We start from the raw sequence: 13,608 nt of genomic DNA on the forward strand, positions 1-13,608 counted from the left end.
GGCCCGGCGCGTTCACCGCGGCGACCGACACGCCCTCCACCAGATGCGGCTCGACCTCCTCCGGCGTGGCGCGGACGGCCCACATCGCGCCGCCGTCGGGCAGCGCCTGCATCAACGACGCCCGCGCCTTCACCAGCGCACAGGCGTCCTCCAGGGTCAGGACGCCCGCGACGTGCGCGGCCGCGAGTTCACCCACCGAATGCCCGGCCAGATAGTCCGGCTTCACACCCCACGACGTGACGAGGCGGAACAGCGCCACCTCCACCGCGAACAACGCCGGCTGCGCCCACCCGGTCTGCCGCAGCACACCGTCGCCGTCCTCGAACATCACCTCGCGCAGCCCGTCGAAGTGCGCGCACACCTCGTCCAGGGCGGAGGCGAACACCGGGAACGCCTCGGAGAGTTCACGCCCCATCCCCGCCCGCTGACCACCCTGCCCCGAGAACACGAACGCCGTACGCCCGCCGACCGCCAGGTCACGGACGACGTCCGGTGACGGCGCGCCGGTCGCCAGCGCCTCCAGCCCGGCGCGCAGTGCGGTCGCGTCGCCGCCGAGCACCACGGCGCGGTGGTCCAGCCCGGAGCGGGTGGTGCCGAGCGACAGGCCGACGTCGGCGCCGGACAGGCCGTCGGTGACGGCGCGGAGCCGGGCGGCCTGCTCGCGCAGGGCCGCCTCGGTCTTCCCGGACAGCGTCCACGGCACCACGGGGAGCGCCGTCGGCGGTGCGGCCGGGGTCTCCGGCTCGGCGGTGTCGTCGTCCGCCGGTGCCGGGGCCTGTTCCAGGATCACGTGCGCGTTCGTGCCGCTCACGCCGAACGCGGAGACTCCGGCCCGCAGCGGGCGGTCCCCCTCGGCGGCCCACGGCCGCTGCTCGTCGAGCAGGCGTACGTCGCCGGCGGTCCAGTTGACGTGCGTGGACGGTTCGCCGACGTGCAGGGTCCGGGGCAGCAGCCCGTTCCGCATCGCGAGGACCATCTTGATGACGCCGGCGACGCCCGCCGCAGCCTGCGTGTGACCGATGTTGGACTTGATCGACCCCAGCCACAGCGGACGGTCCGCCTCCCGGCGCTGTCCGTACGTGGCGAGGATCGCCTGCGCCTCGATGGGGTCGCCGAGCGAGGTGCCGGTGCCGTGCGCCTCGACGGCGTCCACGTCGGACGCGGTGAGGCCGGCTCCGGCGAGGGCCTGGCGGATGACGCGCTGCTGCGACGGCCCGTTCGGCGCGGTCAGACCATTGGAGGCACCGTCCTGGTTGACGGCGGAGCCGCGGACCACGGCCAGCACGCGGTGGCCGTTCTTCCGGGCGTCGGAGAGACGTTCCAGCACCAGCACGCCGGCGCCCTCGCCCCAGCCGGTGCCGTCGGCGTCGTCGGAGAACGCCTTGCACCGGCCGTCGGTGGCGAGGCCGCCCTGCCGGGCGAACTCCACGAACGCGCCCGGCGTCGACATCACGGTCACGCCGCCGGCCAGGGCGAGGGAGCACTCGCCGGAGCGCAGCGCGTGCGCCGCCTGGTGCAGGGCGACCAGGGACGACGAGCACGCGGTGTCGACGGTGACCGCGGGCCCTTCCAGGCCCAGCGCGTAGGAGACGCGGCCGGACAGCACGCTGCCGGAGCTGCCGGTCATGACGTAGCCGTCGACGCCCTCCTCGCCGGTGACGACGACGTCGTAGCCGGAGGGGGCGCCGCCGACCCAGACGCCGACGCGCTCGCCCTTGAGGGACAGCGGGGCGATGCCGCCGCGCTCGAGGGCCTCCCAGGCCACCTCGAGCAGCATGCGCTGCTGCGGGTCCATCGCCAGGGCCTCGCGCGGCGCGATGCCGAACAGCCCGGCGTCGAACTCGGTGGCGTCGTCGACGAAGCCGCCGACCGTGTCGGCGTCGACACCGGGCACGACGCCGTCGACGTCCCAGCCACGGTCCAGGGGCACGCCGCCCATGGCGTCGACGCCGTCGGCGACGAGGCGCCACAGGTCCTCCGCGGAACGGACGCCGCCCGGGTAGCGGCAGCTCATCGAGACGATCGCGATGGGCTCCCGGGCGGCTTCCTCCACCTCACGCAGCCGTTGACGGGTCTTGTGGAGGTCGGCCGTCGTCCACTTGAGGTAATCGCGAAGCTTGTCCTCGTTCACTTACGGACCGTCTCCTGTCGGCGTCGCCGCGGAAGTCGGTGCGAGGACGCTCCTGGCTGGAGAGGACCTACTTACCGAACTCCCGGTGGATGAAATCGAACAGCTCGTCGTCGGAGGCTGTTTCCAGCTGCCGGGTCACGGGCACGTCGGTGTCGACGGACTGCCTGTCGCCCACCCGGGAGATTAGGCTCCGCAACCTCTCCTGAAGGGCGTCGAGGTCGTGGTCTGGGGAAAGAGCTGAAATTTCCGCCTCGATCTTGTCCAGACCCTGCATCACGACCTGCTCCGGGGACTCCTCTTCCTGCCCCTCACCTGCGAATTCTCCGCACAGGAGGGTCGTCAGATCGAGGGGTGTCGGGTGGTCGAAGACCAGCGTCGCGGGCAGCTGGATCCCGGTGGCGGCGGTGAGCCGGTTGCGCAGTTCGACGGAGGTCAGCGAGTCGAATCCGAGGTCCTTGAAGGCCCGGCCGGCGTCGACCGCCCGCCCGCCGTCGTGGCCGAGAACGGCGGCGACGGCGTCCCGTACGAGGTCGAAGAGGGCGGCGTCGCGTTCGGCCGCCGGCATGGCCCGGAGGCGTTCGGCCTGCCCGGTGCCCGCGTCCGCGGTCTCGCCGGCGGGGCCGTCCGGGCCGTCCGCCCGCAGGGCCCGCCGCACGGCGGGCAGCTCGTCGAGCAGCGGCCGGGGGCGCGCGGCGGTGAAGCTGGGCGCGAAGCGCTCCCAGTCCACGTCCGCGACGGCCAGCGCCGTCTCGTCGTGTTCCAGCGCCTTCGTCAGGGCGGCCAGCGCGCGCTCCGGCGGCATGGTCAGCACGCCGCGGCGGCGCAGGTGCTCCTCGGCGCCCGGGTCGGCGGCCATGCCGCCGCCGCCCCAGGCGCCCCAGGCGACGGAGGTGGCGGTGAGGCCGCGCTGCCGGCGGTGCTGGGCCAGGGTGTCGAGGGAGGCGTTGGCCGCGGCGTACGCGCCCTGGCCGCCGCTGCCCCACACGCCGGCGTTCGAGGAGAACAGTACGAAGGCGTCCAGCTGGGCGTCGCCGAGCAGCGCGTCCAGGTGGGCGGCGCCGAGTGCCTTGGCCGCCGCCACCTGCTGGAACTCGCCGAGGGTCATCTCCGGCATCGCGGTGGCCTGCACCACGCCGGCCGCGTGCACGACCGTCCGCAGCGTCTCGCCGTCCTCGCGCAGCCCCGCGAGCAGGGCGGCCACGGCGTCGCGGTCCGCGACGTCGCAGGCGGCGACGGTGACCCGGACGCCGAGCGCGGTCAGGTCGTCGCGCAGGGCCCCGGCGCCCGGGGCGTCGGCGCCCCGCCTGCTGGTGAGCACCAGGTGTTCGGCTCCGGCAGCGGCCAGCCAGCGGGCGACGTGTGCGCCGATGCCGCCGGTTCCGCCGGTGACCAGGGCGGTGCCGCCGGTCTTCCAGTCGCGCCGCGCCGGCAGGTCGCCGAGGGGGGCGTGCACCAGCCGCCGGGCGTGGACGCCGCCCCTGCGTACGGCGACCTGGTCCTCGCCGCCGGTGTCCGCGAGGACGTGGCGCAGCCGGCCGGCGGCCTGCTCGTCGAGGTCGGCGGGCAGGTCGACGAGGCCGCCCCAGCGGTCGACGTCCTCCAGCCCGAGCACCCGGCCCAGTCCCCACAGCTGGCCCTGGGCGGTGCCGTCGAGGCGGTCGGCCCCGGTGGCGGTCACCGCGTTCCGGGTGGCGTGCCACAGCGGCGTCTTCAGCCCGAGGTCGGCGGCGGCCTGGGCGAGCAGCAGTGTGGCCGCCACGCCGCCGGGGACCGCCGGGTGGGCGGGGTGGGGTTCCTCGTGCAGGCCGAGCAGCGACAGGACTCCGCGGGCCGGGCCGTCCTGCGGCGTGTGCTGCCGCAGCAGCTCCGCGAGCGCGTCGCGGGTGGCGTTGGCCGCATCGACGTCGACGGTCCGTACGTCGATGCCGGGCACGTCCAGGGCCCGTGCGACGGCGTCGCGCCAGGCCGGGTCGCACGATGCCGGGGCGAGCAGCAGCCAGGTGCCGGCGAGCTGTTGCGGCCGGCGGCCGGTGAGCGGGCGCCAGGCGATGCGGTAGCGCCAGGCGTCGAGCGAGGCCGCGTCCCGGCGGGTGCGGCGCCAGCGGGCCAGCGCGGGCAGCACGTCGGTGAGGGCGTCCGGCGCGAGGCCGAGCGCGTCGGCGAGACCTTCGGTGTTCTCGCCCTCGACGTCCTTCCAGAACGCGCCGTCGACCGGGTCGGCGCCGCCGGCCGGGTCGGTGGCGGTGGCGGTGGCGGCACCGGGCCAGAAGGTGCGGCGCTGGAAGGCGTACGTGGGCAGTTCCACCGGGGCCGGTGGGACGCCGCCGAGGACGGCCGTCCAGTCGACGTCCACGCCGGTGACGTACGCCTCGGCGAGCGAGGTGGTGAAGCGGCGCGGGCCGCCCTCGTCGCGGCGCAGCGAGCCGCCGACGAAGACCCGCCCGGCGGTGACGGCCAGGTCGTCGAGGGTTTCCTGGACGGGCACGGTGAGGACGGGGTGCGGGCTCATCTCCAGGTACGTGCGGTGGCCCTGGTCGGCCAGGTCGCGGACGGCGGGGTGGAGCAGGACGGGCTGCCGCAGGTTGCGGAACCAGTAGTCCGCGTCGACGTCGCCCTCCTCGATCCACGCGCCGGTGACGGTGGACAGCATCGGGGTCTCGGGCCGCCGGGCCACGGTCGGGGCCAGCGCGATGGCCAGCTCCTCGCGGATGCGGTCGACGTGGGCCGAGTGGGACGCGTAGTCCACCGGGATGCGGCGGATGCGGATCTCCCGTTCGGCGCAGTCGCCCTGCAGCCGGTCGAGTGCGTCGGCCTCGCCGGAGACGACGACGGAGCCCGGGCCGTTGACGGCGGCGACGAAGAGGCGCCCCTCGTAGCCGTCGAGGAGTGCGCGGGCCGGTTCCTCGGCGAGCATCAGCGAGGCCATGCCGCCCTCCCCCGCGAGCGCGGTGAGCGCCCGGCTGCGGAGGCAGACGATGCGGGCGGCGTCGCGCAGGGACAGCGCCCCCGCGACGCAGGCGGCGGCGATCTCGCCCTGGGAGTGGCCGACCACGGCGTGCGGATGCACCCCGGAGGAGCGCCACAGTTCGGCGAGGGACACCATCACGGCGAACAGCGCGGGCTGTACGACGTCCACACGGTCGAACGTCGGCGCGCCGGGCTCGCCGCGCAGCACCTCGCTCAGCGACCAGTCGGTGAACTCGCCGAGCGCGGCCTCGCAGTCGGCGAGCTTCGCGGCGAACACCGGTGAGGCGTCGGCGAGTTCGGTGGCCATGCCGACCCACTGGGCGCCCTGGCCGGGGAAGACGAAGACGGTCCTGCCGGGCGCGCCGGCGGTTCCGGTGACGACCTGCGGGGCTTCCCGGCCGGCCGCGAGGGCGGCGAGTCCGGCGGCCAGTTCGTCGTGGCCGGCGCCGACGACGGCGGCCCGCCGGTCCAGGGCCGCCCGGCCGGCGGCCAGCGACCGCGCGACGTCGGCGACGTCCCAGTGCCCGGCGCGGGCGGTGGCGGCGGACAGCAGGCGGTCGGCCTGGGCGGCGAGGGCCTCGGGGGTCGCGCCGGACACCGTCCACGGCACGACGGCCGGCGCGGCCCCCTCCGTCGCGCTCCCCTCCGGCGCGACGGGCTCCTCGGCGGGCGCCGCGACCGGTTCGGGCGCGGGTGCCTCCTCGAGGACGACGTGGGCGTTGGTGCCGCTGACGCCGAACGCGGACACGGCGGCGCGCCGCGGCCGTCCGTACGCGGGCCAGGTCTGCTGCTCGGTGAGCAGGCGGACGGCGCCGTCGCCCCAGTTCACGTGGCTGCTGGGCGCGGACACGTGCAGGGTCCGGGGCAGGGTGCCGTGCTGGAGCGCCAGCACCATCTTGATGACGCCGGCCAGACCCGCGGCGGCCTGGGTGTGGCCCAGGTTGGACTTCACCGAGCCCAGCCACAGCGGGCGGTCCGGTGCGCGGTCGCGGCCGTAGGTGGCCAGGAGGGCCTGGGCCTCGATGGGGTCGCCCAGCGTGGTGCCGGTGCCGTGCGCCTCCACCGCGTCGACGTCGCCGGTGCCGAGCCCGGCGGCGGCCAGGGCCTTGCGGATGACGCGCTGCTGCGCGGCGCCGTTCGGGGCGGTCAGCCCGTTGGAGGCGCCGTCCTGGTTGACGGCGCTGCCGCGCAGGACGGCCAGCACCGGGTGGCCCTTGCGGCGGGCGTCGGACAGGCGTTCCACGAGCACGACGCCGGCGCCCTCGCCCCAGCCGGTGCCGTCGGCGTCGTCGGAGAACGCCTTGCACCGTCCGTCGGGGGACAGCGCGCGCTGCCGGCTGAACTCCAGGAAGGCACCCGGGGTGCTCATCACGCTGGCGCCGCCCACGAGGGCGGCGTCGCACTCGCCGGACCGCAGGGCCTGCGCCGCCAGGTGCAGGGCCACCAGGGACGCCGAGCAGGCGGTGTCGACGGTGACCGCCGGGCCCTCCAGGCCGAAGGCGTACGCCACGCGCCCGGAGAACACGCTGGCGGAGCTGCCGGTGGCCAGGTAGCCGGCGACGTTCTCGTCGGACTCGTGCAGCGCGGCCGGGTAGTCCTGGCCGTTGGTGCCGGCGAACACGCCGACCTGGCTGCCGCGCACCGAGCGGGGGTCGATGCCCGCCCGCTCGAACGCCTCCCAGGAACACTCCATCAGCAGCCGCTGCTGCGGGTCCATCGCCAGCGCTTCGCGCGGGTTGATGCCGAACAGTTCGGCGTCGAACTCGGCGACGCCCTGCAGGAATCCGCCCTCGCGGGTGTAGGAGGTGCCGGGGTGGTCCGGGTCCGGGTGGTAGAGGGAGGCGGTGTCCCAGCCGCGGTCCTCCGGGAACGCCCTGATGGCGTCCGCGCCGTCGGCCAGCAGCCGCCACAGGTCCTCGGGGGTCTCCAGCCCGCCGGCGAAGCGGCAGCTCATGCTGACGACGGCGAGCGGCTCGTCGTCCGCCGGCCGCGGCACGGTGGTCTGCGCGGTCTCCTCGGCCGGGTCCGTGCCGCACATCTCGTCCAGCAGGTGCCCGGCGAGCGCTTCCGCGGTCGGGTGGTCGAAGGCCAGCGTGGCCGGGAGCGCGAGGCCGGTGAGGGCGATGAGGCGGCCGCGGAGGTCGAGGGCGAGCAGCGAGTCGAAGCCGAGGTCGGAGAGCGGGGCGTCGGGCTGCACGGGCTCGATCGACGGGTGGCCGAGGGCGGCCGCGGCTTCCGTGCGGACGGCCTCCAGCACGGCGGAGTGCCGTGCGGCCGGTGCCAGGGCCCGCATTTCGCGCCGCAGCGCGGCGGTCTCCTCGGGCGCGGTCGCCGCCTCCCCGTCGGCGGGATGGGCGGGGTCGAGGAGTGCGGTCAGCAGCGGGACGCGGCCGGCCGCGTCCCGTCCGGCGGCCACGCGGTTCCAGTCGGCGTCCGCGACGGCGGTGTGCGCGTCCTGACCGGTGAGCGCCCGGCCGAGCGCGGCCAGGGCGCGTTCCGGCGCCATGGGTGCGAGTCCGCTGTGGCGCATCGCCTCGCCGGAGACGTCGGCGGCCATGCCGTCGCCGGCCCACGGACCCCAGGCCACGGACAGCGCCGGGAGCCCGTCGGCGGCGCGGCGTTCGGCGAGCGCGTCCAGGTAGGCGTTGGCGGCGGCGTATCCGGCCTGACCGACCGACCCCAGCAGGCCGGCCAGCGAGGAGAACAGCACGAACGCGGAGAGGTCGCGTCCGGTGAACAGCTCGTCCAGGTGGCGGGCGGCCGTGGCCTTGGCCGACCACATGGAGGCGAGCTGGTCCGCGGTCATGGTGTGCAGCAGGGCGTCGTCGACGACGCCGGCGGCGTGGACGACGGCATCGACGGTGACGCCGTCGCCGTCGAGCCGGTCCAGCAGCGCGGTGAGCGCGGCACGGTCGGCGGCGTCGCAGGCGGCGAGCGTCACCCGGGCGCCGGCGACCTCGAGTTCCTCGCGGAGGGCGCCGGCGCCGGGGGCGTCGGGGCCGCGCCGGCTGAGCAGCACGAGGTGCTCGGCTCCGTGTTCGGCGGCCCAGCGGGCGACGTGGGCGCCCAGCGCGCCGGTGCCGCCGGTCAGCAGGACGGTGCCGGACAGCGCCGGCGTCGTGTCGGTGTCGGCCTGCGCGGGTGCGTCGCCGCGCACGAGGCGGCGGGCGTACACGCCGTCGGCGCGTACGGCGATCTGGTCCTCGCCGCCGGAGGCGAGGACGCCGAGCAGCCGGTCGAGGTCCTGCCGGGTGGGTTCGGCGGGCAGGTCGGCGAGCCCGCCCCAGCGGTCGGGGTGTTCGAGCCCGGCGACCCGTCCGAGGCCCCAGACTGCGGCCAGTTCGGGACGCGGGGGTGCGTCGGTGCGTTTCGTCGCGACGGCGCCGCGGGTGACGCACCACAGCGGGGCGGTGATCCCGGCGTCGCCCAGGGCGCGGACGACGTCGGCCGCGGCCTCGACGGGTGCGGTGTCCGGTCCGCCGCTCCGCGCGGGACCGGACAGGAAGAGGACGCCGTCGACGCCGGTGTGCGCCGCGAGGAGCGCGGTGAGCGCCTCCCGGTCCGCGGCGGGGTCGAGGGTGACGGGCACGGGCTGTGCGCCGTGGGCGGTGAGCGCGTCGGCCAGGGCACGGGCCGCCGGGTCGTCGCCCTGGGACAGCACGAGCCGGCGTCCGGTGGGCCCGGTGCCGGAGGCAGCGGTGACCGGCTGCCAGCCGACCCGGTAGCGCCAGCCGTCGGCGGCGTCCGGGCCCTGCGAGGCCCAGCCCTTGAGCCAGTACGGCTGGTGCTCGAAGGGGTAGGTGGGCAGGTCGGTGACGCGGGCACCGGTGGGGGCGAAGAACGCGGCCCAGTCCGCGTCGCCGCCGTGCGCCCACAGGCGGGCCAGGGCGGTGATCGCGGTGTGCGGCTCGGGCTTGTCACGGCGCAGCAGCGGCACCGCCAGGATGCCGTCCGCGCAGGTCTCCTCGACGGCGCCCACCAGGGCGGCGTCGGGTCCGAGTTCGAGGAACCGGGTGACGCCTTCGTCCGCCAGCCGTGCCGCGGCGTCGGCGAACCGGACGGTCCCGCGCAGCTGGTCGACCCAGTAGTCGGCGGTGAACTCCTCGACCGGCTCGCCGGTGAGGGTGGAGACGACGGGGACGCGCGGACGCCGGTGGTCGATCTCCGCCGCGGCGCGGGCGAAGTCCGCCAGCATCGGGTCCATCAGGGGGCTGTGGAAGGCGTGGCTGACCTCCAGCCACCGCGACTGCCGCCCCTCCTCCAGCACGGCCGCGACCTGTTCGACGGCCTCGCGGGCGCCGGACACGACGACCTGGCCGGGGGCGTTGACCACGGCGAGCGACGCGCCGTCCACCAGGTGCGGTTCGACCTCGGCGGGCGTGGCGCGCACCGCCCACATGGCGCCGCCCCCGGGCAGCGCCTGCATGAGCGAGGCGCGGGCGGCGACCAGCGTGCACGCGTCCGCCAGCGACAGCGCCCTGGCCGCGTGCGCCGCGGCGAACTCGCCGACGGAGTGGCCCGCCAGGTAGTCCGGTTCGAGGCCCCACGACTCGGCCAGGCGGAACAGCGCCACCTCGACCGCGAACAGCGCGGGCTGCGCCCAGCCGGTCTGCCGCAGCAGGCCGTCCGGGTCGTCGAACATCACCTCGCGCAGCGGACGGTCCAGCAGGCCGTCGAAGTGCGCGCACACCTCGTCCAGGGCGGAGGCGAACACCGGGAAGGCCGCAGCCAGTTCACGGCCCATGCCGGCCCGCTGACCGCCCTGGCCGGAGAACACGAAACCGGTCAGCCCGGCACGCGTCCGGTCGGAGACGACGGCCGGTGACGCTGCGCCGGCCGCCAGGGCACCGAGCCCGCTGCGGATTCCGTCCGCATCGGCGCCCAGCACCACGGCGCGCCGGTCCAGCCCGGCCCGGGTGGTGGCGAGGGACAGCGCGACGTCGAGGGCCGACCGGTCCGGGACGGCGGCGAGCAGCCGTTCGCCCTGGCGTGCCAGCGCGGTGGGGGTCTTGGCGGACACCGGCAGCGGAAGGAGCGGCAGCTCCACCGGCCCGCCGGCGGGTGCCGCCGGCGGGGCGTCGCCGGTCTCGGCGGGGGCCTCCTCCACGATGACGTGCGCGTTGGTGCCGCTGATGCCGAACGAGGAGACGCCGGCCCGCCGCGGACGGCCGGTCGGTGCCCACTCCCGGGGCTCGGTCAGCAGCTCCACGGCTCCGGCCGACCAGTCCACCTGTGACGACGGGGTGTCCGCGTACAGGGTCTTCGGCATGACGCCGTGGCGGAGCGCCAGCACGGCCTTGATGACCCCGGCCACGCCCGCGGCGGCCTGGGTGTGCGCGAGGTTGGACTTCACCGAGCCCAGCCAGGCGGGACGGCCGTCCTCCCGGTCCTGCCCGTAGGTGGCGAGCAGGGCGTGCGCCTCGATCGGGTCGCCCAGCGAGGTGCCGGTGCCGTGCGCCTCCACGAGGTCCACCTCGGCGGCGGTCACGCCCGCGTTGGCCAGCGCCTGCCGGATGACCCGCTGCTGCGCGGGACCGCTCGGCGAGGCCAGTCCGTTGGAGGCGCCGTCCTGGTTGATCGCGGAGCCCTTGACGACGGCGAGCACCCGGTGGCCGTTCCTGCGGGCGTCGGAGAGCCGTTCCAGGACCAGGATGCCGACACCCTCGCCCCAGCCGGTGCCGTCGGCGTCGTCGGAGAACGCCTTGCACCGGCCGTCGCCCGCCAGTCCGCCCTGGCGGCCGAACTCGGTGAAGCTGCCCGGAGTCGCCATCACCGCGACGCCGCCGACCAGCGCCATGGAGGACTCGCCGGAGTTGAGCGAACGGGACGCCCAGTGCAGCGCGACCAGCGACGAGGAGCACGCCGTGTCCAGTGTGACGGCGGGCCCCTCCAGGCCGAGGGTGTAGGCGACACGGCCGGAGACGACGCTGGTGGCGTTGCCGATCAGCAGGTGGCCCTGCACGTCCTCGGGGATGTCCGGCCCCCCGCCGTACCCCATGTTGTTGCAGCCCACGAAGACGCCGGTCGGGCTGGAGCGCAGCGAGGCGGGGTCGATTCCGGCGTGCTCCAGGGCCTCCCAGGAGGCTTCCAGCAGCAGACGCTGCTGCGGGTCCGTCGCCAGCGCCTCGCGGGGGCTCATGCCGAAGAACGCGGCGTCGAAGCCGGACGCGTCGTCCACGAATCCGCCCTCGCGCACGCCCCCGACGGCCGTCGGCCAGCCGCGGTCGGCGGGCAGTGGCGACAGGGCGTCGCCGCCCCGTTCGAGCAGGCGCCACAGGTCGTCGGGCGACCGCACGTCGCCGGGGAACCGGCAGCTCATCCCGACGATGGCGAGGGGCTCGTCGACGGCGGAGACCTGTCCGGCGACGACGTCCTCCGCCGCGTCCCCGCCGAACAGCTCGTCGCGGAGGTGGGCGGCCAGCCGGCGCGGCTGCGCGTGGTCGAACACCAGCGTGGCGGGCAGCCGCAGACCGGTCACGGAGCTGAGCCGGTTGCGCAGTTCGACGGCGGTCAGCGAGTCGAAGCCGAGTTCGCGGAACGCGCGGCCGTCCTCGATGCCGTCCGCGTCGGCGTGGCCCAGCACGGCGGCGGCGTGCGTGCGCACCAGGCCCACCAGTTCGCGGAGCTGTTCGGCCGGCGACCGGCCGCCGAGGCGGCTGCGCAGCACACCGCCGTCCTCGTCGGCGGCCCCGGCGGGACCGTTCTCGGGCTCCTGGGCCAGTTGGACCGCGGGCAGTTCGTTCAGCAGCGGTCGGGGGCGGGCGGCGGTGAATCCCTTGGCGAAGCGTGCCCAGTCCATGTCGGCGACGACCGCGCAGGTCTCGTCCCGCTCGACGGCGCCGCGCAGCGCGGCGAGGGCGAGTTCCGGTTCCATCGACAGGATGCCGCGGGCCTGGAGGTGCTGCGCCATCCCGGCGTCGGCCGCCATGCCCGTTCCACCCCAGGCGCCCCAGGCCACGGAGGTGGCCGTGCGCCCGCGGAGGCGCCGGTCCTCGGCGAAGGCGTCGAGGAAGGCGTTCGCGGCGGCGTACGCGGCCTGCCCGCCGCTGCCCCAGACGCCCGCGTTGGACGAGAAGAGCACGAACGCGTCGAGGTCGCGGTCGCCGAGCAGTTCGTCGAGGTGGAGCGCTCCGAGCACCTTGGCCCGCAGGACGTCGCTCAGGTCGCTCAGGCCGGTGTCGGCGAGCTGCTGGAACTGGCCCACGCCCGCGGCGTGCAGGACGGCGGTCAGCGGATGTGCGTCGGGCACGGCGTCGAGGGCGCCCGCGAGCGCGTCGCGGTCGGCGACGTCGCACGCGACGAGCGTGACACCGACGCCGAGTTCGGCCAGCTCCGCCTGGAGTTCGGCCGCTCCGGGGGCGTCCGCACCGCGTCGGCCGGTGAGGACGAGGTGGTCGACGCCCTGGTGGGCGAGCCAGCGGGCGGCGGCGGAACCGATGCCGCCGGTTCCGCCGGTGACGAGGACCGTGCCGTGCGGCTGCCACGTGCGGGAGGTGTCGCGGGCGGCGGACCGGGCGTGCACCAGTCGGCGCACGAAGGCACCGGAGTCGCGCAGCGCGATCTGGTCCTCTCCCCCGTCGGCCAGCAGCGCCGCGAGCCGTTCCGCGCCGCGTGCGTCCAGCCGCGCGGGCAGGTCGACCAGGCCGCCCCAGCGTTCCGGGTGTTCGAGGCCGACGACGCGGCCGAATCCCCAGACGGCAGCCTGGACGCGGCTGCGCTGCGGGTCGGACGGGCCGATGCCGACGGCGCCGGAGGTGGCGATCCACAGGGGTGCGTCCACGTCGGCGTCGCCGAGTGCCTGGACGAGCGTCAGCAGTCCGGCGAGCCCCCTCGAGGTGGCGGGCGAGGCGAGGTGGGGCCGTTCGTCCAGGGCGCTGAGACAGAGCACGCCTGCGACCTCGGGAACGTCCCGCAGGCGCGAGGCGAGCACCTCGCGGTCGGCGACCTCCTCGTCGGGGAGCGTGAGGGTGTGCACGTCTGCGCCGTGTGCGGCGAGCGCGTCCGTCACGGCGACGGCGTGCGCGGAGTCCGCCACGGCAGCGGGCAGTGCGACGAGCCAGGTACCGGAGAGGGCCGGAGCGGCGTCGATGCGGCCTCGCGGCCGCCACTTCACCTCGTAGCGCCAGCCGTCGGTGGTGTTCTGCTCCTGCTGCTGCCGGTGCCAGCCCGCAAGGGCCGGCATCAGCGGATCGAGGACGGAGGTGTCGGTGTCCAACGTCGTCGCCAGCGCTGCGGCGTCGCCGCGCTCGACGGCCGCCCAGAACTCCGCGTCCACGACACTGCCGCCACCCTCGGAACCAGAGGCGTCCTCCGTCGTGGCGAACGTCGGCCAGTACGACTGGCGCTGGAAGGCGTAGGTGGGCAGGTCCACGGTCGGCGGCGGAGTGTCGCCGAAAGCGACCGTCCAGTCCACATGCGCCCCACGCACCCAGACGGCGGCGAGCCCGGCGAGGAACCGGTCCAGACCGCCGTCCTCACGACGCAACGACCCCGTCACCACAGCGGGTTCG

Annotated in this window: 2 protein-coding genes; both read right to left on the minus strand. The window is 75.9% G+C overall.

Annotation, left to right across the window (positions count from 1 at the left end; genetic code table 11):
- A partial coding sequence (locus K304_RS0120125; protein WP_027765208.1) for a type I polyketide synthase occupies positions 1 to 2,131 on the minus strand: 2,131 nt, incomplete at its 3' end.
- A gap of 67 nt (positions 2,132 to 2,198) precedes the next feature.
- The gene (locus tag K304_RS33095; RefSeq protein ID WP_037791265.1) at positions 2,199 to 13,583 is read right to left on the minus strand and encodes a type I polyketide synthase; all 11,385 of its coding nucleotides are present in this window, start codon (positions 13,581 to 13,583) and stop codon (positions 2,199 to 2,201) included.
- Positions 13,584 to 13,608: the final 25 nt, after the last annotated feature.

Source organism: Streptomyces sp. CNS606, assembly GCF_000426325.1.